Source organism: Providencia sp. PROV061 (assembly GCF_011045655.1).
Taxonomy (GTDB): Bacteria; Pseudomonadota; Gammaproteobacteria; order Enterobacterales; family Enterobacteriaceae; genus Providencia; species Providencia hangzhouensis.
In genome coordinates this window covers 737,670-758,601 of the sequence record NZ_CP042861.1, presented here as the reverse complement: position 1 = coordinate 758,601, position 20,932 = coordinate 737,670, and the positions used below count along the sequence as shown (strand labels likewise).

The window sequence follows — 20,932 nt, the reverse complement described above, 5'->3', positions numbered from 1 at the left end:
CCATATAATTATCTTTATAAAAGATGGTATTACCAATAAAAACGGAAGCTTTCGCTTCCGTTTTTCGTACACTTGCAATTTTTATTGCTTAGGTGCTAATTTCATTAAAAATGCGCGTAATTGTGCAAAGTCAGATGGTAAAAAGTGTGAGAGTAGTGGTAGTTCCGCACGCTCTGCTAACTCTTTCGGTAAAGGTATTGCCTTATTAAGAATTTCTTCAACACTTTCTTTAAACTTAGCTGGGTGTGCCGTGCCTAAAAACAGCCCGTATTCACCTTCTTGCAACTGGTCACGAAGCACACGATAAGCAACCGCAGCATGTGGCTCAGATAAATACCCTTTTTTATCTAATTCACGTACTGTCTCTTTAGTCACGTCGTCACTCACCGCTCCATGGCCTAATTCATCAAGGGACCAACCTTTACGGCGGAATAACTCTTCAATACGAGGCCAGTTGTTTGGCTGGCTGACATCCATGGCGTTCGATAATGTTGCCACAGTTTGCTTTGGTTTCCATTGCCCATCAACAAGGTAACGCGGCACAGTGTCATTTACGTTAGTTGCTGCAATAAAGCGTTTAACAGGTAGGCCCATTGATTTAGCTAATAAACCTGCCGTAAGGTCACCAAAATTACCACTCGGAACCGAGATCACTAATTGATCACGTTTTTCTGCTGGGATCTGCGCGACGACTTCGAAGTAATAACAAATTTGTGCTAATAAACGGCTGATATTGATCGAGTTCGCCGAGTTTAAATACAACGCCTTTTTCAGCTCTTCATCATCAAATGATTGTTTTACTAATGCCTGGCATGCATCGAAGTCATCTTTAATCGCAACCGTATGAATATTTTCACCCAGCGTGCAGAAGAGTTTCTCTTGCAGCGGGCTAATTTTTCCTTCTGGATAGAGAATAACAACTTGCACGTTTTTAAGACGATAGAATGCGTGTGCAACCGCGGCTCCTGTATCCCCAGAAGTAGCAGTCAAAATGGTCACCGGCTGCTCACCAGCTACTTGGCCCAATGCCTGAGCCATAAATCTGCCACCGAAGTCTTTAAATGCGAGTGTTGGCCCATGATATAACTCCAACGTTGCTACATCATCTTCAACCTTAGAAACTGGCGCAGGAAAAGCAAACGCGGTTTTAACACGTGCAGCTAATTCTTCTTGTGGAATTTCATCACCAATAAAGGCACTTAAAATTCGGCTGCTACGTGTGACGAAATCTAATTTTAATAATTCGTCGATTTCAGCCGCTGTAAACTCAGGTAAGTCTTGAGGAAAAAATAAACCTTGTTGCTTACCTAACCCCTGCTTAACCGCTTGTGCAAAACTTACTTGTTCATTGTTATCTTTTAAATTATACAGTTTCATTATTTACCCTATTGTCCTTGCCCCGGCCAGATCCAAACGGCAGATATGCACAAAGCCTTCATCATTCTGAATATAATGTTGTTGCAAGTAGCTCGCCATTTTTTCAGCGATATGTTTCTCATCGCAAATAGCAAACAATGTTGGCCCTGAGCCAGAGATACCACAAGCCAATGCACCGATTTCTTTTGCATTTTGACGTGCTGCCGCAAAACCGGGTAATAATTGTGTACGATAAGGTTCTGCGACAACATCTTGGATCATCGTTGCGGCAAGTAACGGCTGGTTTGTATGGCATGCATGAATAAACCCTGATAAGTATCGGCCATGGTTTACTATATCGTGGCGTGGATAGCTATCAGGCAGGATCGCACGCGCTTCTGCTGTCGATACCTTAATTCCAGGGTAAGCCATAACCCAATACCAATTTTCAAATGCAGGTACAGGCTGAGAAATAATGCCATTTTGTTCGATAATCAGCTGCAAACCACCTAAAAAACACGGTGCGACGTTATCATAGTGCACACTTCCTGAAATACGCCCTTCGAGCACCCCCATCATGCCAAGCAGTTGAGTATCATCGAATGGTTTCTCTGCAAATTCGTTAAGCGCCATCAGTGCAGCGACAACAGAACAGGCGCTAGAACCGAGCCCTGAACCAATTGGCATATTTTTTTCAAGCGTCATCGCGACATTTAATGGCCTACCAAGGCGCTCACAAAACAACTGCCAGCACTGGTAAACAATATTGTGTTCATTTTTTTTCGGCAGCTTAGCAACGAATTTTCCTTGATTCGTCAGGGAAAAAGTATCCGCAGCTTCAATTGTTACACAATCACCTAATAGTGAACCGTCAGCAGGCGAAACAGCCGCCCCAAGGACATCAAACCCGACGCTCACATTACCAATTGAAGCCGGTGCATAAACTTTAATCACTTATTAAACTCCCAATTTCCATGAAAGGGTACGCAGCATATCCGCAAATACACCAGCAGCAGTAACATCATTACCTGCGCCATAACCTCTTAATACTAAAGGAATTGGTTGGTAATAGCGTGTATAGAAAGCCAGTGCATTTTCACCATTTTTAACCTTGAAGAGTGGGTCATTGCCATCAACAGCGACAATTTTCACTTGGCAGCGCCCTTCTTCAATCAGCCCAACATAGCGTAACACTTTTTCTTCCGCTTCTGCGGCTTTTATACGCTGTGCAAATTGCTCGTCCAGTTGTGGCAAACGTGCCATAAACTCAGAAACAGGGCCACTGCTATCAAAGTCCGAAGGTAAAACAGGTTCAATTTCAATATCTTGCAATTCTAAATGATAACCCGCTTCACGCGCTAAAATTAATAATTTACGCGCAACATCCATACCTGATAAATCATCACGAGGATCTGGTTCTGTGAAACCTTTTTCTTTCGCAAGTGTTGTGGCTTCTGATAAAGACATACCTTCGTCTAATTTACCAAAAATGAATGATAAAGAGCCTGATAAAATTCCGCTAAAGTGAACCAATTCATCCCCTGCATTCAGTAAGTTTTGTAGGTTTTCAATAACTGGTAACCCTGCACCTACGTTAGTGTCATAGAGGAATTTACGTTTCGAGGTTTCACTTGCCGCACGTAATTGATGGTAGTAATCCATCGATAATGTATTGGCTTTTTTATTCGGTGTAACCACATTAAAGCCGTCTTTCAAGAAATTGACATACTGCTCTGCGATTTCCTGATTTGATGTGCAATCAATAATGACAGGGTTCAAGAAATGGTATTCACGTTCTAAGCGAATTAAACGGCTTAAACTAAATGGCTCTTTCGCTTCCGCTAGCTCCGCTTTCCAGTTATCTAAATCAATCCCTTGCATATCCGTTAACATTGCACGTGAATTTGCAATACCACATACACGCAGATCAATATGCTTTTGTTTTAACCATTGTTGCTGGCGGTGAATTTGTTCAATTAATGCATTACCAACACCACCCACACCGATGATAAAGGCTTCGATAACTTGCTCTGCATTAAATAGCATTTGGTGACATAAGCGTACCGCTGTTGTGGCAGACTCATTGGCAATAACGGCAGAAATAGAACGTTCAGAAGACCCCTGTGCGATAGCGACAATGTTGATGTTACCGCGAGTTAAAGCCGAGAAGAAACGCGCCGAAATGCCCTTCAAAGTGCGCATTCCATCCCCCACAACTGAAATAATCGCTAACTGCTCCATCACATCCAGTGGATCAAGTACGCCATCTTTCAGCTCTAAGTAAAATTCTTCTTCCAGTGCAGCGCGAGCTCTCACTAACTCATTTTGCGGAACACAAAAACTAATACTGTATTCCGATGAAGACTGTGTGATCAGAACGACAGAGATCCCTTTGCGAGACATGACGGAGAAAATGCGAGCAGCCATCCCCACCATCCCCTTCATTCCGGGGCCGGATACGTTGATCATCGCCATGTTATTCAGGTTGGTGATCCCTTTCACTGGCGTGCTCTCATCGGTTTGCCCATCACCAATTAAAGTACCTGGAGCGCTTAAATTAGTGGTGTTTTTTATCAGGCAAGGGATTTGGAATTGAGCAATTGGGGCGATGGTACGAGGGTGAAGGACTTTGGCTCCGAAGTAGGATAACTCCATGGCCTCTTGGTATGACATACCTTTTAACAAACGCGCATCAGGCACCAAACGCGGGTCACAAGTATAGACCCCATCAACATCAGTCCAAATTTCACAACAATCAGCACGTAAGCAGGCCGCTAAAACCGCAGCAGAATAATCAGACCCATTACGGCCTAATACTACTAATTCACCTTTTTCATTACCCGCTGTGAAACCTGCCATTAAAACAAAATGATCTTTCGGTATATTTAAATCGGCAATGCGTTTAGTTGACTCATTTATATCAACCGTAGATTCAAGATAATGACCTTTCGCGAGTAAGCTCTCAACTGGGTTAATAACCGTCACATTATGGCCGCGTGCTTTTAGCACTGATTCCATCATGGCGATAGAGAGCTTTTCACCACGGCAGATAATTGATGCGTTAATGCTGTCCGGACATTGCCCGAGAAGAGTAATACCATGCAGTACTTGTTTGATTTGTGCGAATTCTTGTTCTGTCAGTTTTTTTAACCGATCATATTCAAAACCAGGTTGTTTTTCTTTTAATCCTTTTAAAAGGTTAGCAAAAATCATTTCAGCATCATTAACATGCGTGATGACATCTTGTCCTGCAACCGTTTTTTCAATCATAGCAACCAGATGGTTTGTGATTTTTGCTGGTGCAGATAGCACCAAAGCCACTTGTCCATCTGCTAGTTTACTTTCAGCGATGTCAGCAACATTCAGTACTCGTTCGTCATTTGCAACCGAAGTACCGCCAAATTTAAGCACACGCATGGTATTTCTCTCCTGAATTAACACCAAAAAAAAGCCCGCATCGGTTAAGTATGCGGGCTTTTTCATTTTTATTTTTTGGATGCGTCAGCCCGCCCCGTTTCCTGTGGTTACGGTGGTGGTGGTAATAATAGTCAGGCTGATATTACGCATAGATTCTGTCTGTCTCTTAGATTCTTTAAGTTTCTCTCTATACGGTTAAAGCAATTGGTATATTTTGTCAAATTTATTTGCAAAACATCCCTTTTATCTCCCTTTTTTTATTCGATAAATTATCTACCAGCACGAAAAACTCATCCACAAAAAGACACTCATTACATCAAATGCAGTGTTAAAAACCAAGATAACAAATATTTAAAGATTAATAATTTTTTACTCAATAAAAAACCAAAATGACTATTAAATAGGCAATAGAGATAGCCTTCAGTAATTTCCTGTGAAGAGAATCAAGATGAGAAGATGAGCAACAACGACCAGGTTAATTGATGCATTTAGCAGCTATATTTCTTATCATTTACCCCCATGCTCATCAATACATGAGCGCCAATAGCAACAGATTACACAGGTACGTATTGATACTTAGCCTCATGATTTTTTCATTCGTTTAAATTACAAACAAATGTTATGGAGTTGTTAAAAATTAGTCGCATCAAAACAAAATAAGCATTTTTCCTAATTAAATGAAACAAAAAATTACAGACTAAATATTTACATCCCGTTATCTCTAACAAGATAAATTTTTCACCTTTTTTTGTAGCAAAATAACATTTCAAAATTGGAGGTAAGTCACAAATTAAACATTATTTATGATGGTATATTTAACCCATTGAAGACTATATTCATTAATACCCAGCCGAAGCCCCCTTGGGTATCAACTATTCCCCTTTTTTAGACGCTATCTGATTCCTAAACACTGCATTAATTTATATAATTATCTACCTAACAATTTTTGTTAACGTGCTACAATTGATTTTGATATGTATCAACAAAAGTTAGTTTTTTAGGTGGTAAATGCAGTATTAGCTGTTATATTGCTGTTAACAGTACAATATTGGGAAAGTGCTTATATTTTGGCTTGTTGTTAAAGTCTTTTGCCCAAGATGGCAACATAATGGCACTATTGAATTTCAAAACAAATTTATACTCATAAACGTGTTTTTCCAGAGAAAAATATCAATAACCACCTAACTGGAAACGGCTTGTGAGTTCAGTATTTTTATTTTAATACTTTAGGTAGCAACTATGCAGACCCCACACATTTTGATTGTTGAAGATGAAATTGTCACACGCAATACGCTTAAAAGCATATTTGAAGCGGAAGGCTATGTGGTTCATGAGGCAACTGATGGCGAAGAGATGAATAATGTTCTCTCTGAGCATGACATCAATTTAGTCATCATGGATATTAATTTACCAGGTAAAAACGGTTTACTACTTGCTCGCGAACTTCGTGAACAAGAAAGCATTGCGTTAATGTTCTTAACAGGACGTGATAACGAAGTCGATAAAATCCTTGGCCTTGAAATTGGTGCTGATGACTATATCACTAAACCATTTAACCCACGTGAACTGACTATTCGTGCGCGCAACCTACTGTCTCGTACTATGAATTTAGCGGGTGGTACGGAAGAACGTCGTTTAGTGGAAAGCTATAAGTTTAATGGTTGGGAATTAGACATCAACAGCCGTTCATTAGTCAGCCCTGCTGGTGAACACTACAAATTACCACGTAGTGAATTCCGTGCGATGCTACATTTCTGTGAAAACCCAGGAAAAATTCAGACTCGCGCAGACCTGCTGAAGAAAATGACAGGCCGTGAATTGAAACCACATGATAGAACTGTTGACGTAACGATCCGTCGTATTCGTAAACATTTTGAATCAACACCTGATACGCCAGAAATCATTGCAACCATCCACGGTGAAGGCTATCGCTTTTGCGGTGATTTAGACGAATAATCAATTTTGAATTGATATTCAAAAAACCGGCTAAATAGCCGGTTTTTTATCATCTTAATTAATCACCAAGGCATAATCGGTACTGCACTTAACGCATTTTTTGGTGAGCCGTCGATCATCTTATCTGAATAAGTCAAATAAATTAATGCATTACGTTTTGGATCGTAAAAGCGTACAACCTGTAATTTTTTGAAGACTAAAGACGTTCGTTTTTGAAAGACAACTTGCCCTTTCGTCGGTTTGCGTTTGACACGGTCATTTAGCTCAATTGGCCCAACTTGCTGACATGAAATGGCAGCATCAGAGGTGTCTTCTGCTAAACCTAAACCCCCTTTGATCCCCCCTGTTTTTGAACGACTTAAATAACAAGTCACATTGTCAACATCAGGGTCATCAAATGCTTCAACAACAATTTTATGATCAGGGCCGAAAATTTTAAAAACAGTATCGACTGAACCGATTTCTTCAGCAAATGTGATGCTCGGCAACGCTGATAATAATGCTGCAAGTACGATATTTTTTAATCTGGAACGACGCATACTGAATTTCCTATTCAACTAAAAATCGATAAAACCTCGTAGTGGCACAAGATTTATTATTCACTTTCTTAACTAATTATCAAATACAACTCATTTACTATAAACGAAAAAGATAACTTGATATAGAATAGCAATTCATTGATAGATTATATCTGTTCTATAAGTCGCATTGGCTGGGGATATACATGGATCAAACTAATATTATTCGCGACTTGCTTCGCTGGATAGATGACAATCTGGATAAACCACTCTCGCTAGATAATGTTGCCGCAAAAGCGGGCTACTCTAAGTGGCATTTACAAAGAATGTTCAAAGAGGTGACAGACCAAGCGATTGGGGCTTATATTCGAGCTAGAAGGCTTTCTCGTGCAGCGGTTGCATTGCGGCTAACAAGCCGACCAATTCTTGATATTGCTCTGCAGTATCGATTTGATTCGCAACAAACTTTTACTCGAGCCTTTAAAAAGCAATTTAACCTAACTCCAGCGTTTTATCGTCGGAGTGAAGAATGGTGCGCTGCAGGTATTTGTCCACCGATTATTTTAGATAATCACACCAATATTGAACATGAATTCCTACAAATGCCAGCACAAGAGCTGGTTGGCTTGGAACAAAGTTGCTCTTATGCGCTAGAAGAGTGGTCGACCGCTTGTTCCCAAATGCGCCAAACATTTTGGCACTACTATTTGGATAATACGACGACTATTGCGTCTGAAGTTTTTGGCTTGCACCATGCCATTCATAATCCAGAAAAAGAAGATGAACAAACGGTATTCTATACCACTGCGGTAAAACCTGAGGATGCGAGTTTTAACACTGACCAGTACACGAGTTTAACGCTACCAAGTGGCCATTATGTTAAATTTTCGTTCAATGGGACGCCAACTCGAGATGCATTACAAGAGTTTTTGTACCAAATTTATGGCGTATATTTGCCTAAGCTGAATTTAACGCGTCGACCAGGTTATGATATCGAACATTATCGATTAAAAAACATCGATTTACGTCATATCACCCCAGAAAATGATGACCCCAAGACACACATCGATACCTTTGATTATTATGTACCAATCAAAACAGGTTCGACCATAACCCCTTAAAGCAGAGGAGTTTCAGTTTGTTGAAACTCCTTTTTCTAAATAGTTAACCTTGTTGCTCATCGAGAGCTGGCTGCGATAAGTGTGTAACCTCACCGGCTGTTTCAACTATCCAACCATTCGCAAGCCATGGGCTATTTTGGTAATCAACACGAGATAACGAACAGTTACGTAAACGTAGACGGCGTTCTGAATAGGCAGGAACCCCCATAATACGGCTAATTAACGTACTTAGCGCAATACCATGGCTAACAATCAGTGGGCGGCTACCTTCAGGCAAATCTAAACAGCTATTTAGTGCTGCAAACATACGTGTATACAGCTCCTCCATTGATTCACCCTCTGGAATTCGTCCTCCACGAGTCCCATCAATTAAGCTTTTGCGCCACTGTTCTTCCTCTGGCGTTAACGACTCTATTGCTCTTTGTTCAAGAACGCCCATATTTAGTTCACGTAGACGCGGTTCTGTGGTAATTTCACATTCGCATACACTTGCAATTATTTGTGCAGTTTCCAGTGTGCGTCCCATATCACTAGTGATAATATGGGTAATGCCTTCTGACTTTATCCTCTCAGCCACCTGCCTTGCTTGCAGTCGTCCAGTGGCGGTCAGAGGGCTATCGGATTGTCCCTGGATGCGACGAGCTAAATTCCATTCAGTTTCGCCATGGCGAACAAGATAAACCTGTAACATAGATGTGTTCCGTTATTACTTTTCGAAGTATGTGTTCAAAGGAAAATAATTAATGTACCAAGTTATAGCTGCAACGACTAATCCTGCCAAAATTAAAGCGATTCATCTTGCTTTCGATGCTGTTTTTGGGGCTGGCAGTTATCAAATTGAAGATATTAATGTCGATAGCAGTGTTCCACAGCAACCTATCGGTAATAATGAAACCCGTACTGGGGCTAGACAGCGCGTTATGGCCTCTAGGCAAGTTCGCCCCGAAGCGGATTTTTGGGTTGGTATTGAAGCAGGTATCGAAGACGATATGACATTTGCTTGGATAGTGATTGAGCATAAGCAAATACGCGGCGAATCTCGCTCTGCCAGTATTATGATCCCAGAAAAAATTCTGGCGGGTATTCGTGAAGGCCGCGAACTCGGTGATGAAATGGCCTTTTTAACAGGCATCGATAATATCAAACAACAAGGTGGTGCCATTGGTTTTTTCACTGATGGGGTATTAACTCGCACTAGTGTTTACCAACAAGCCTTGATATTGGCTTTAGTTCCCATTAAGCATGAAATTTATAAAGAGCTAAACCAAGTAGAAGATTAATTATACTTAAAATAATTAAAATTGCATGTGCGATTAAACACCACTCTTTTCACACTAAAGTATGGGAAACCATACTTTTTTTTATGCCTATTTATCTAAAATATAAATACCCTTTATATTCTAAATAGCTCGGATTGTGGGAAAAAAGCGGCAAGAGAGCAGCAGCATACACAAGTATGTGATTCGGGTAACCGAATGCAGCCAACAACGCCACAGCGCAAAATATGACGCATATTTATATGCTAAATAGTTCGGATTGTAGGTAGGCGGCAAGCGAATAAGACCCTAGGAGCATACACAAGTATGTGACTAGGGCAAATGAGTGAAGCCAACACCCCTACAATTTGAAATATGACGCATATTTTAGAGAAGTTGCTGCTCTAACCACTCCTTCACAGGAATAGGAGCTGACTTTAAGCTATTCGAACCCCGAGTAATAGTTGCTATTCCCACTCCTAGCTCATTTTTCAGTTCTCTTTGGCTCATTTCACCGCGCATCAGTTCTTGTACAATTTTAACGCGAGTCGCTAACGCTGTACGCTCATCTGGCGTGAGTAATAACTGAAGAACTGGCAGATGAATATCTTGTTCAAATGCCAATTGTAATAAATTCACAAAGCGCAGCCAGTCAGCGTTCTCATCGGCAGTCAGCGCCGGGTCATGTTGTTGATTTGCTGTCATCGTTTATCCACCCATACTATTTAACTAGTACAAATAATAACACACTCTTATTAGAAATCATCAACCAAACGCTTTTCAAGCTTCAACAATACAAAAAATAACCAAATTTCATTTAGTTACTGCGTTAATACGCTAAATAGTTTGAGTTGTGACTAGGCGACCAGCGAGGATAGCTCGGGGAGCATACACCTGTATGCAACTAAAGCTAACATACGAAGCCCCTATAAATCGAAATATAAAAATATGAATACTCAAAATAGTTCGGATTGTAGGTAGGCGGCAAGTGATGCTAAGCCCTAGGAGCATACACAAGTATGTGACTAGGGTTAGCAAACGTAGCCAACACCCCTACAATTCGAAATATGAAGAGTATTTTTAGTATTTCATATTCCATTCATTCGAAAGCAACACCTTACTATTCTTCTGCCCCATAAAATGTCGATAAAATAAATCATACGATAGAACATTTTTCACATAACCGCGGGTTTCTGAGAACGGGATGCTTTCAACAAATGCGACTGCATCAATACGCCCACCACTGTTACCTAACCAACGAGTCACACGGGATGGGCCTGCATTATAAGCCGCACTGGCTAAAATACGGTTATTACCAAATTGCTGATAAACATCTTCCAGATACGCCGTCCCTAGTTCAATATTGGTCGTAGGATTGGTCAACTGGCTCGCATTCACATAATTAATACCTTGCTTTTGTGCGGTATGTTTTGCTGTCGCTGGCATCAACTGCATCAAACCTGTCGCACCAACGGGCGAGCGAGCTTGTGGGTTCCATGCACTTTCTTGGCGAGCAATGGCCATTGCATAGCTTTTTTGAATATCTTTCGACTTGGTATATAAATTGAATTCTTTATCCCATGCTAATGGGAAACGTTCTTCTAGGTGATCCCAAAGTTTAGCTGTGATAGTCGCTTGAACACTGAGGTCCGCCCATTTATTATCAAACGCATAACGAGCCAATTGCTCTTGCTGGTTTGCTGGCAGCGATGCCACTAAACTCACCCATTCAGAACGAGCGAGGTTGTCTAGCTCCCAATACATTAACTCTCTAACCCGCTGAACTTCTGGGAGTTTATTAATGCTTGAGTCTGGCTTAACGGCCGTTTTAACGTATACAGGGTAATCTACTTCTAAGACTTGTGCTGCAACCATTGGGTAGAAACCGCGTTTTTCAGTTAATTGGCGAAGTAACGTCTCACCTTCTGCTTTTTTACCTGCATCAATTAACGTGATGGCCTGCCAATATTGCCACTCTTCTTTATTTTTCACTTCCGCTGGCAAGCGTTTTAACCATGACGCGACACCGGTTTTATCACCAGCTCCCAACGCTAAACGAACACGACGCTCTTTCAATGACGATGAATTGCTTTCTTGAATGGTCTCATCACGCCATTGGGCCTGTTCAGGGGTCACATCACCCATATATTGCCAAGCAATACTGTCTTTAAGTAACTGCTTTTCTGCCATATTCATTTTTTGTGCAGAACTTATGCTATTAAGTACTGTACGAGCCGCATCAGGAGATTGGCGCGCATAACGGCTAAAGGCCGCGATGGTGGCTTGGCGAGTAAAATCCGTTGGCGTCATCGTTTTAGCGAATGTCACGACTGAGGCTGGGTCATTTTGTAATTTCACTAGCGCATCACCAATCGTTTTATAACTGGTTGGTAAGCGTTTTGCTAAATAACTAGCAATCGATGTATTGCCCTCTTTTATGGCTAAATTAATACGTTCAAGGGTCATCTCAGGGGTTAAATAACCCGCTTTTTCCCATTCGTTAAATAATTTATCACAAGCACTCGGCATTGAACGGCCATTTAACCAAGCTTTTTCTGCCCCTTGCCAAGCAACTTGTTTATTTCCCACAGCCCAATTAGCAAAATAAAAATTACATTGGGCTTCGGCAGGTTTTGGCGCCTCAGGGCTAAATTCAAGCAGCGATTTCCACTCTTGGCGGCGAGCTAGTTCGTTGACAAAGCGTGTTTTGAGATTTTTAGCGACAGGCAAGGTTGGGTAGGTATTAATAAACTCCTGAACTTGTCGTGGCGAGATAATATCCAAGTCTTGAGTTAACTCACGATAAGCGAGATAAGGGTAAAGTGGATAATCATGCAAGGTCGGCAGCAAGCGCTCGACTTCATCCATTTTATTGGCATCCCATGCAACCTTAATTGCCTGATAACGCTCCCGTTGTGCCTGTAAGGAATCCGCCCATACTGCGCTGGAAACCAGCAACATTGTCACAGGTACTGCCGCTAACCAACCTTTCATATTCACTCGCTCCATCGCTAAACTAAAGTCAAAATACAGGAAAGACCTTAACCTATATATACCCCAAATAATTCGAGTTGCAGGCAAGCGACAAGCGAAGATAGACAGGGGCATAGATAAACTATGCGACTCGGCTAGCTGAGCGTAGTCACTTATACCTCAACGAAAAGCGCTGCGACTTGAAGGATTATAGGTATATTAAACATATATCAATAATGTTAATGCTACCGAAAGTTTTTATTTAGTAACAGCAGAGAGTTCTTGAATTTTTCGACTTTACAGTCTTTTACGTACCATTCAGTCCATGAATGACTTACAACCTTCCCTCCGCGGAAATAAAGGTTTAATGGCGGGGCGTTTTTCCAAAGAAGCTTGCCAAAGTTCATACTGGGCTTGCATCTCAACCCACATTTCAGCACTGGTTCCGAGTGCCATTTCTAATCGTATCGCCATACCTGCCGAAATACCGCTATTACCGTTGAGAATACGCGAGAGAGTTGTACGTGTTACCTCCAATGCTTTTGCAGCTTCAGTGACTGAAATACCCTCTAAATATTCACGTAAAACGATACCCGGATGTACTGGATTATGCATTTTGCTCATTATGTTCACCTTACTTAATGATAATCTTGATAATCAACGAGAATGGCATCTTCACCCTCAAATTTAAATGTGAGTCGCCAGTTTCCATTCACTGATATTGCCCAATGATGCTGCAAATCTCCCCGTTTTAATTGATGGAGATTCCAACTTGGTGCAGACATATCTTGTGGTTTTTTAGCAACATTGAGCGCAGTCAGTTGTACCCGTAACTTTGTTATGTGCTTCGATTGAATACCAGACGTAATGCCCATTTTAAAAAAGTGTTCAATTCCTTTATGTTTAAAACTTTTTATCATGGCCAACTCCTTGTATAGCGTATAGACACACTATACACCCACAAATTGATAATAGAAAGTCATCAAGCTTGTATCACTGAGAGGGATGGATGATCTTCTGATGTTCAGGTATAGTTCTAGAAAATTATATAGCTGTTTATTAAATGCTTTTCAGCCTAAGCTTGTTAAAGCAAAAATAGACTAAAAAACTAAAATTCCCTTTACAAATCAAAAGGTAAATAAATTGGCTCAATACGTCTACAGTATGTATCGGGTTGGAAAAATTGTTCCACCGAAACGTCATATTTTAAAAAATATCTCTCTGAGCTTCTTTCCGGGGGCTAAGATCGGTGTTTTAGGTCTTAACGGTGCCGGTAAATCAACGTTACTGCGTATTATGGCGGGTATTGATACCGATATCGAAGGTGAAGCACGTCCACAACCGGGTCTGAAAATCGGCTATCTTCCGCAAGAACCGAAGCTAAACCTTGAGCACACCGTACGCGAAGCTGTTGAAGAAGCGGTTAGCGAAGTGAAAAATGCATTAACACGCTTAGACGAAGTTTATGCAGCTTACGCGGAAGAAGGGGCAGATTTCGATAAACTCGCGAAAGAGCAAGGCGAGTTAGAAGCCATTATTTCCGCACAAGATGGTCATAATTTAGACAACCAATTAGAGCGAGCGGCGGATGCACTGCGCCTGCCAGCTTGGGATGCTAAAATTGAAAACCTTTCTGGGGGTGAACGTCGTCGTGTCGCCATTTGCCGCTTACTACTCGAAAAACCCGATATGTTGCTGCTCGATGAGCCAACCAACCACTTGGATGCCGAGTCTGTTGCCTGGTTAGAGCGTTTCTTACACGACTACGAAGGTACTGTTGTGGCTATCACGCATGACCGTTACTTCTTAGATAACGTCGCGGGTTGGATCCTCGAACTTGACCGTGGTGAAGGTATTCCTTGGGAAGGTAACTACTCTTCTTGGCTTGAGCAAAAAGATGAACGTTTGGCGCAAGAAGCCTCCACAGAAGCCGCTCGTCGTAAATCTATCGAGAAAGAACTTGAGTGGATCCGCCAAAATCCAAAAGGCCGTCAGGCTAAAGGTAAGGCGCGTTTGGCTCGCTTTGAAGAGCTCAATAGCGTTGAATATCAAAAACGTAATGAAACCAGCGAGCTATTTATTCCACCTGGGCCGCGTTTAGGGGATAAAGTTATCGAGGTTGAAAACCTAAGTAAATCTTATGGTGATCGCGTTCTGATTGATAACCTGAATTTCTCAATCCCGAAAGGGGCAATTGTGGGAATTATCGGCCCTAACGGTGCGGGTAAATCCACTCTGTTCCGTATGATATCGGGCCAAGAGCAACCGGACTCTGGCTCAATCACGTTAGGTGATACCGTGAAAATTGCCTCTGTTGACCAGTTCCGAGATGCGATGGACGACAGCAAAACTGTCTGGGAAGAAATTTCTAACGGCCAAGACATCATGCGTATTGGTAACTTTGAAATTCCAAGTCGCGCTTATGTGGGTCGCTTTAACTTTAAAGGCGTTGACCAAGGTAAACGTGTTGGTGAGTTATCTGGTGGTGAACGTGGCCGTTTACACTTAGCCAAATTACTGCAAGTGGGCGGTAACGTCCTGTTACTCGATGAACCAACCAACGACCTCGACGTTGAAACTTTACGTGCGCTGGAAAACGCCCTGTTAGAGTTCCCTGGCTGTGCTATGGTTATTTCCCATGACCGTTGGTTCCTTGACCGTATTGCAACCCATATTATTGATTACCAAGACGAAGGTAATATTACGTTCTTCGAAGGTAACTTCTCTGAATATGAAGATTACAAAAAACGGACGTTAGGCGCGGAAGCGTTGCAGCCACATCGTATGAAGTATAAGCGTATGACCAAATAATCCCTGTCATAATTTAGAATTATAGCGGTGTTGGCTGCTTTCGTGAGCCCTAGTCACATACTGGTGTATGCTCCTAGGGACTCACTCTCTTGCCGCCTACCTATAATTCAAATTATTTAAGGGATCGATATCATATAGATAGAATCAAAACGGCATCGTCATTAGATGCCGTTTTTTATTGTGAGGCTTTATAAGTCATCCAACATCAGTAACTGCTGAACAAGGGTGACACACTCTAAGAAGCGTGTGTCATAATCTGAAGATTCTACACGCACAAATTCAATATTGTTTTTCTTAAGCATTTCAATGAGTAAGCCTTGGAACGCTTTCCGGTCTTTATCACTCCCCAAGCTTCTTAAACCATCAGCTACCCAAGGAGTGTTATTCTCTAAAACTATGACTAAATCGAATCGGTATTCGTCTATCAATGCCTGAACAAATGGGTGCTCTTTGCCTTCATAGCGCAAACAAAAAGCTTGAGTCGTGACAAAGTCGGTATCAATAAAAGCGACTTTATTAGCATATTTTACTGCAAAATCAATATATTGAGCGTGTCCCAAGGCGATTTTGTCGTAGTCAGAATATTGCAATGCCATCTCATCACCACCTAAGTGGCTAAACACATAGTCACGGCCATATTCCCATGCACTGGATGTATTGAAAATATTCGCTAACTTATTGACTAATGTGGATTTACCACTTGACTCGCCCCCAAGAATAGCGACTTTACGTACAAAAAAGGGTTTCACTTCAGTTGGAATATATTCCCAATAACGAAATGGCGCTTGGCGAATTTGGTTACCACTGATATTCATAAACGTGCGCTCAGGGTCAATCAAGATGGTTTCGATACCTAAGTATTTTTTATACCGCGGCACGTCATTCACTTCCCCTGAATAGATAAAACTTGGATTAATATTATGCTTTTTCAAAAAGCCTTTCATTCCATCACTCCACACTTCCCAACCGTGTGGATATGGCTCTATGCCATTTTCATCAAATGAGTGAATATGAATATTCTTTTGATATTTAAAAGTTTGTAATAACCAGCGTAAACGGTCGCTTACTGTGGGTTGTTGAGACATAGAACTGTTAACAAACAAGTCTTTATCACGGGGTTCATCATGGCAGAGAATGACGTGGAGCTCATCGACTTGGCTACATGCCCGTTGAATCAAATAAATATGCCCAGTATGTAATGGATAAAATTTGCCAAACACCACGCCAATCGTTTTTTGCTGAATAGGGTACTCAAGGCCTAGAAAACGATGCAATGCCGCGATTTTTTGTGCGCTGGGGCTTTTAATTTTGTCGTTAATCAACTGGCTGAGATAGCCTTTGGTCATATCTGTCGCATCCGCAACTTGCTGGAGCGTGTAACCCGCTCGTTTGATTGCGTTTTTAAGATAGTCAAATTCAGCCATGTATTTTCCTTTTACCCTAGATTAAAAGCTTATAGTTCATCCAAAATACTTAATGCGTCCGCTAACTTTTTCACGCCATACACTTTCATATCTGGCGGTGATTTCTTTGGCATATTCGCATGGGGCACAATAGCACGCTTAAAACCATGTTTTGCTGCTTCAGAGATACGTTCCTGACCACTTGGAACTGGGCGAATTTCCCCTGCAAGCCCCACCTCACCAAAGACCACCAGATCTCTAGGTAATGGGCGGTCGCGAAAACTCGAAACCAAAGAAAGTAATAGTGCTAAATCCGCACTGGTTTCAGTTACTTTTACCCCACCCACGACGTTGACAAAAACGTCTTGATCTGACATTTGCAAGCCACCATGACGGTGTAATACTGCCAATAAAATGGCCAAACGGTTTTGTTCAAGCCCGACCGCAACACGCCGTGGGTTAGACATCATCGAATGGTCTACTAGCGCTTGGATCTCTACCAGCAGCGGCCTTGTCCCTTCCCATACTACCATCACGGAGCTACCTGAGGTAATTTCGTCACCACGACTTAGGAAAATTGCAGAAGGATTACTGACCTCTTTAAGCCCTTGTTCTGTCATGGCAAATACGCCTAACTCATTGACTGCCCCAAAGCGGTTTTTATGGCTACGTAAGGTACGAAAGCGGTTATCCGCATCACCATCTAGCATGATAGAACAGTCAATACAGTGTTCGAGGACTTTAGGTCCTGCTAATGAGCCATCTTTAGTGACGTGGCCAACCATAATAATGGCAACGCCACGGGTTTTCGCAAAACGGGTAAGATAAGCCGCGGTTTCCCTGACTTGAGCCACACTGCCCGGAGAGGATTGAATATCTGCCATATGCATCACTTGGATGGAGTCAATCACCATCAGTTTGGGCTGTTCTTGCTCCGCTGTTAAACAAATTTGCTCAATACTGGTTTCTGACAGCATATTGAGTGAGTCAGTCGGTAGCCCTAAACGGTGCGCTCGCATCGCAACTTGTTGAAGTGACTCTTCCCCTGTCACATATAAGGTTTTCATTTCACGGGACAACAAACACATGGTTTGCAGCAATAAGGTACTCTTACCCGCTCCCGGGTTACCTCCAATTAGGATGGCACTACCCGGTACGACTCCCCCGCCAAGTACGCGGTCAAACTCTTTAAAACCCGTAGTAAAACGAGGAAGTTCTTCAAGGCTAATTTCAGACAGCTTCTGAACCTTACTTACCCCAGCCGCATTACCTGCATACCCCGTTAAACGGTCAGTACGTGATGAAGAATTTGTGGAGGCCAGACGCACTTCTGTAATGGTATTCCATGCATGACAAGCACTACACTGCCCTTGCCAACGCGGATAATCCGCCCCGCAATCATTACAGACAAATGCCCTTTTAACCCCTTTCGCCACAGCAAACTCCTCATAAAATTCAATTTTGTTCTTAGTTCTTAGTTCTTAGTTCTTATTATCCATAACACTTTAGCCGTAATACTCTAGATAGTTCACGTTGTGGCAAGGCGGCAAAGGAGGATGTCTTGGGGAGCATACACCAGTATGTGACCCAAGCAGCCGAGTGCAGCCAACACCGCCACAGCACAAACCATAAAATATCGATATCAATATTCAAAATAGTTCGGGTTGTGGCTAGGCGGCAAAAGAGGATGTCTTGGGGAGCATACACCAGTATGTGACCCAAGCAGCCGAGTGCAGCCAACACCGCCACAGCACGAACCATAAAATATCGATATCAATATTCAAAATAGTTCGGGTTGTGGCTAGGCGGCAAAAGAGGATGTCTTGGGGAGCATACACAAGTATGTGACCCAAGCAGCCGAGTGCAGCCAACACCGCCACAGCACAAACCATAAAATATCGATATCAATATTCAAAATAGTTCGGGTTGTGGCTAGGCGGCAAAAGAGGATGTCTTGGGGAGCATACACAAGTATGTGACCCAAGCAGCCGAGTGCAGCCAACACCGCCACAGCACGAAATATGAAGAATATTTAGCGTTCTTCGTGTTTGAGGCCCCCGCTCAACACACACATCACCCCCATCAGATCTGCATGACGAATCGCAACCTTCGCCCTTGCATACACCTTTGGTTTCGCATGATACGCAATACCCAGCCCTGCTTTACGGATCATTTTCAGGTCATTTGCCCCGTCACCGATGGCAACAGTTTGCTCAATGGGAATTTCCAGTTTTTCCGCCAGTTTGATCAAGGTTTGCGCTTTATATTTAGCATCTACAATTGGGCCTTTGACTTTGCCTGTTAACTTACCGTTTTTCACTTCTAGCTGGTTAGCAACTGCAGCCACCAATTTTAGCCGTTGACGTAAATTATCCGCAAAGAAAGTAAAACCGCCGGAGGCTATCGCAATGTGCCAATTCATCGCTTGTAGCTTACGCACAAGGTTCGTTAAGCCCGGCATTAAAGGCAATGTTTCCATCACTTGGTCAAGAATAGCGGCGTCGGCACCTTCAAGTAAGCTAACGCGTGCTCGTAAACTTTCCGTAAAATCGAGTTCCCCTAGCATGGCTCGCTCGGTCACTTCAGCAACCTGCTCCCCTACCCCTGCTAAGCGAGCAATTTCATCGATACATTCAATTTGAATCGCTGTCGAGTCCATATCCATCAGTAATAGGCCCGGTGAACGCAAACGTGGAATTTGCCCTAATGGCACGACATCTAATAAACATTCGTCAGCGAGTTTTTTAATTCGAGGTGTAATACTCCCAGCGATTCTGACCACTTGGTAGTCATCAATACGCCACGAAGAGACAATTACGATAGCGATCCCTAATCGCTGTTGGAAATTACTGATACGCGCTTTATCTAAGCCGCGGCCATATAATAACCACCCACTGTCCCCAGCACGATAATCCAATGGCATCACTTCTTCACCACTTAATGACAATGGCAACCCTGGCCATTTTTGGATTTCGTCGGGTAGATAACAATAGGTCAAGCTCGTTGACATGAAAATTAGCTCCTGTAATCGATATACTCGTCATACTTCAAGTTGTCTGGTTGTTGACTACGCTCAGCTAGCCGAATCACATACTTATGTATGCTCATCGGACTATCTTCGTTTGTCGCCTACATACAACTCGAATTATTTAGAGTGTAACTTTTTTATAATGATAAGTTGCGAGCAGCCGAACGAAGCCACTATACTAAATTTTAAGGCTTTGTGACCTTATGTATTTACTGTTAAAACTGAAGATAACCCCATATTCGCTAAAGTATAACGGCATCTTTATACTCAAAATAAGTCGAGAGCACCAATAAAGCAATGAAACTTACCTTTAGGCTCCACAAAACAGTCATTATCGTTATCTGCGTTGCGTTGGTAACTTTACTTATGCATGGTATTTCTTATTTAGGAAATAGCCAAAACCAAGGCAGAATTGAGCAATTTAAACAATTGACTTATGTTCTTGCTGAGCAAGTTGCTTTCAGCTTATCTGATTATATTGTTCCCGGCAGTAAAGATTTTAATTTAGAGCGAATTAATGCCAATTTAAATAACGTGGTGAAAGATAGGTATATTTTAGATGCCAGTATCTATACTGCCAGTGGCACACTGGTCACTCAAGTCGGTGAGCCGACAACGGTGAAAGAACGGCTGGCCATCGATGACAACTCCTCACTACAAAACTTTCAATACCAGCTTGTCGTTCCCATCCAAGGCACAAAAGAGCCAAAAGGCTATTTGCGTTTAACCATTGATACGGAGCTCCTAGCCGCTGAAATTCAACAAGCGGATAACAGCACCAATGTATTACGAATTTTTATTCTACTTGCCTTATGTATTGGCTTCGTTTTAGCAAATACATTACTGCGTTTAAAGAAAAAGAAAGGCCACAAGCAAGCCCCTCCGCTCGTCGTTAATACAGAGGAAAATCAAGATGATAATGGAGATGACGACAGTAATGAAGATGGCAAGCAAGAGAGCAAAGGAACGCCAGCCGCTAAGCCAGCGCGTTTAAAACGAAAAAAAGAACCTCGTCCTTATCGCCCTAAGCGACCGACCCCAAAAAACAGACCAAATTCACCTGATAAATAGCCCTAAAAAGGGCTATTGAGTT

18 protein-coding genes and 1 other annotated feature are annotated in these 20,932 nt (G+C 42.1%); of the genes, 5 read left to right on the top strand and 13 right to left on the bottom strand.

Going from position 1 to position 20,932, the window contains the following annotated elements:
• Positions 1-81: 81 nt before the first annotated feature.
• The 4 genes from thrC to thrL form a co-directional block, all read right to left on the bottom strand.
• Entirely contained in the window at positions 82-1,377 is a 1,296-nt protein-coding gene (gene thrC, locus FVA72_RS03360; protein WP_110592430.1) for a threonine synthase, read from the bottom strand.
• Between the two features lie 3 nt (positions 1,378-1,380).
• Positions 1,381-2,310, bottom strand: a complete 930-nt coding sequence (gene thrB / locus FVA72_RS03355; protein WP_110592431.1) for a homoserine kinase — start codon at positions 2,308-2,310, stop codon at positions 1,381-1,383.
• Between the two features lie 3 nt (positions 2,311-2,313).
• Positions 2,314-4,773 (bottom strand): bifunctional aspartate kinase/homoserine dehydrogenase I, encoded by a 2,460-nt coding sequence (gene thrA, locus FVA72_RS03350; protein WP_110592622.1) that lies wholly within the window; start codon positions 4,771-4,773, stop codon positions 2,314-2,316.
• Between the two features lie 24 nt (positions 4,774-4,797).
• Positions 4,798-4,916 (bottom strand) — a sequence feature (Thr leader region).
• Positions 4,858-4,923: a thr operon leader peptide gene (gene thrL, locus FVA72_RS21930; RefSeq protein ID WP_110592623.1), complete on the bottom strand. Its 66-nt coding sequence runs from the start codon at positions 4,921-4,923 to the stop codon at positions 4,858-4,860. It overlaps the preceding feature by 59 nt.
• A gap of 1,089 nt (positions 4,924-6,012) precedes the next feature.
• Here thrL and arcA point away from each other — a divergent pair.
• Positions 6,013-6,729 carry a two-component system response regulator ArcA gene (gene arcA / locus FVA72_RS03340; RefSeq protein WP_004905684.1) on the top strand — a complete coding sequence of 239 codons (717 nt, stop codon included), beginning with the start codon at positions 6,013-6,015 and terminating at the stop codon, positions 6,727-6,729.
• Between the two features lie 62 nt (positions 6,730-6,791).
• Here arcA and creA read toward each other — a convergent pair whose 3' ends face one another.
• Positions 6,792-7,268 (bottom strand): protein CreA, encoded by a 477-nt coding sequence (gene creA, locus FVA72_RS03335; RefSeq protein WP_004905686.1) that lies wholly within the window; start codon positions 7,266-7,268, stop codon positions 6,792-6,794.
• Between the two features lie 185 nt (positions 7,269-7,453).
• Between creA and robA the strand changes: the two genes are divergently transcribed.
• The gene (gene robA / locus FVA72_RS03330; protein ID WP_004905689.1) at positions 7,454-8,368 is read left to right on the top strand and encodes an MDR efflux pump AcrAB transcriptional activator RobA; all 915 of its coding nucleotides are present in this window, start codon (positions 7,454-7,456) and stop codon (positions 8,366-8,368) included.
• A 43-nt stretch (positions 8,369-8,411) separates the two neighbouring features.
• Here the strand turns inward: robA and gpmB are convergent, their stop codons facing one another.
• Positions 8,412-9,059, bottom strand: coding sequence for a 2,3-diphosphoglycerate-dependent phosphoglycerate mutase GpmB (gene gpmB, locus FVA72_RS03325; RefSeq protein WP_004905690.1), 648 nt, complete (start codon positions 9,057-9,059; stop codon positions 8,412-8,414).
• A 52-nt stretch (positions 9,060-9,111) separates the two neighbouring features.
• Between gpmB and yjjX the strand changes: the two genes are divergently transcribed.
• Complete coding sequence (yjjX, locus tag FVA72_RS03320; RefSeq protein WP_004914743.1) at positions 9,112-9,648, top strand: inosine/xanthosine triphosphatase; 537 nt, start codon at positions 9,112-9,114, stop codon at positions 9,646-9,648.
• A gap of 363 nt (positions 9,649-10,011) precedes the next feature.
• Here yjjX and trpR read toward each other — a convergent pair whose 3' ends face one another.
• The 4 genes from trpR to FVA72_RS03300 form a co-directional block, all read right to left on the bottom strand.
• Positions 10,012-10,329: a trp operon repressor gene (trpR, locus tag FVA72_RS03315; RefSeq protein ID WP_094961916.1), complete on the bottom strand. Its 318-nt coding sequence runs from the start codon at positions 10,327-10,329 to the stop codon at positions 10,012-10,014.
• Between the two features lie 375 nt (positions 10,330-10,704).
• On the bottom strand, positions 10,705-12,618 hold the full coding sequence (sltY, locus tag FVA72_RS03310; protein WP_164454971.1) for a murein transglycosylase: 1,914 nt from the start codon (positions 12,616-12,618) through the stop codon (positions 10,705-10,707).
• 297 nt (positions 12,619-12,915) lie between these two features.
• Complete coding sequence (locus tag FVA72_RS03305; RefSeq protein ID WP_110592433.1) at positions 12,916-13,221, bottom strand: HigA family addiction module antitoxin; 306 nt, start codon at positions 13,219-13,221, stop codon at positions 12,916-12,918.
• A gap of 14 nt (positions 13,222-13,235) precedes the next feature.
• The gene (locus FVA72_RS03300; RefSeq protein ID WP_004905698.1) at positions 13,236-13,517 is read right to left on the bottom strand and encodes a type II toxin-antitoxin system RelE/ParE family toxin; all 282 of its coding nucleotides are present in this window, start codon (positions 13,515-13,517) and stop codon (positions 13,236-13,238) included.
• A 223-nt stretch (positions 13,518-13,740) separates the two neighbouring features.
• On the opposite strand from FVA72_RS03300, the gene ettA reads away from it, so the two are divergent.
• Positions 13,741-15,408, top strand: a complete 1,668-nt coding sequence (gene ettA / locus FVA72_RS03295) for an energy-dependent translational throttle protein EttA (protein WP_004914750.1) — start codon at positions 13,741-13,743, stop codon at positions 15,406-15,408.
• Between the two features lie 188 nt (positions 15,409-15,596).
• Here the strand turns inward: ettA and nadR are convergent, their stop codons facing one another.
• The 3 genes from nadR to serB form a co-directional block, all read right to left on the bottom strand.
• Positions 15,597-16,832 carry a multifunctional transcriptional regulator/nicotinamide-nucleotide adenylyltransferase/ribosylnicotinamide kinase NadR gene (nadR, locus tag FVA72_RS03290; protein ID WP_094962742.1) on the bottom strand — a complete coding sequence of 412 codons (1,236 nt, stop codon included), beginning with the start codon at positions 16,830-16,832 and terminating at the stop codon, positions 15,597-15,599.
• A gap of 29 nt (positions 16,833-16,861) precedes the next feature.
• Positions 16,862-18,247 (bottom strand): DNA repair protein RadA, encoded by a 1,386-nt coding sequence (gene radA, locus FVA72_RS03285; protein ID WP_110592434.1) that lies wholly within the window; start codon positions 18,245-18,247, stop codon positions 16,862-16,864.
• Positions 18,248-18,843: 596 nt separating this feature from the next.
• Complete coding sequence (gene serB / locus FVA72_RS03280) at positions 18,844-19,821, bottom strand: phosphoserine phosphatase (protein ID WP_094962739.1); 978 nt, start codon at positions 19,819-19,821, stop codon at positions 18,844-18,846.
• Between the two features lie 315 nt (positions 19,822-20,136).
• On the opposite strand from serB, the gene FVA72_RS03275 reads away from it, so the two are divergent.
• On the top strand, positions 20,137-20,910 hold the full coding sequence (locus FVA72_RS03275; protein ID WP_110592437.1) for an AhpA/YtjB family protein: 774 nt from the start codon (positions 20,137-20,139) through the stop codon (positions 20,908-20,910).
• Positions 20,911-20,932: the final 22 nt, after the last annotated feature.

Bases quoted from the DNA above. Each gene is read 5' to 3' on its own strand.
- thrC (WP_110592430.1), bottom strand. From the start codon at position 1,377: ATGAAACTGTATAATTTAAAAGATAACAATGAACAAGTAAGTTTTGCA.
- thrA (WP_110592622.1), bottom strand. From the start codon at position 4,773: ATGCGTGTGCTTAAATTTGGCGGTACTTCGGTTGCAAATGACGAACGA.
- arcA (WP_004905684.1), top strand. From the start codon at position 6,013: ATGCAGACCCCACACATTTTGATTGTTGAAGATGAAATTGTCACACGC.
- creA (WP_004905686.1), bottom strand. From the start codon at position 7,268: ATGCGTCGTTCCAGATTAAAAAATATCGTACTTGCAGCATTATTATCA.
- robA (WP_004905689.1), top strand. From the start codon at position 7,454: ATGGATCAAACTAATATTATTCGCGACTTGCTTCGCTGGATAGATGAC.
- gpmB (WP_004905690.1), bottom strand. From the start codon at position 9,059: ATGTTACAGGTTTATCTTGTTCGCCATGGCGAAACTGAATGGAATTTA.
- yjjX (WP_004914743.1), top strand. From the start codon at position 9,112: ATGTACCAAGTTATAGCTGCAACGACTAATCCTGCCAAAATTAAAGCG.
- trpR (WP_094961916.1), bottom strand. From the start codon at position 10,329: ATGACAGCAAATCAACAACATGACCCGGCGCTGACTGCCGATGAGAAC.
- sltY (WP_164454971.1), bottom strand. From the start codon at position 12,618: ATGAAAGGTTGGTTAGCGGCAGTACCTGTGACAATGTTGCTGGTTTCC.
- FVA72_RS03305 (WP_110592433.1), bottom strand. From the start codon at position 13,221: ATGAGCAAAATGCATAATCCAGTACATCCGGGTATCGTTTTACGTGAA.
- FVA72_RS03300 (WP_004905698.1), bottom strand. From the start codon at position 13,517: ATGATAAAAAGTTTTAAACATAAAGGAATTGAACACTTTTTTAAAATG.
- nadR (WP_094962742.1), bottom strand. From the start codon at position 16,832: ATGGCTGAATTTGACTATCTTAAAAACGCAATCAAACGAGCGGGTTAC.
- serB (WP_094962739.1), bottom strand. From the start codon at position 19,821: ATGTCAACGAGCTTGACCTATTGTTATCTACCCGACGAAATCCAAAAA.
- FVA72_RS03275 (WP_110592437.1), top strand. From the start codon at position 20,137: ATGAAACTTACCTTTAGGCTCCACAAAACAGTCATTATCGTTATCTGC.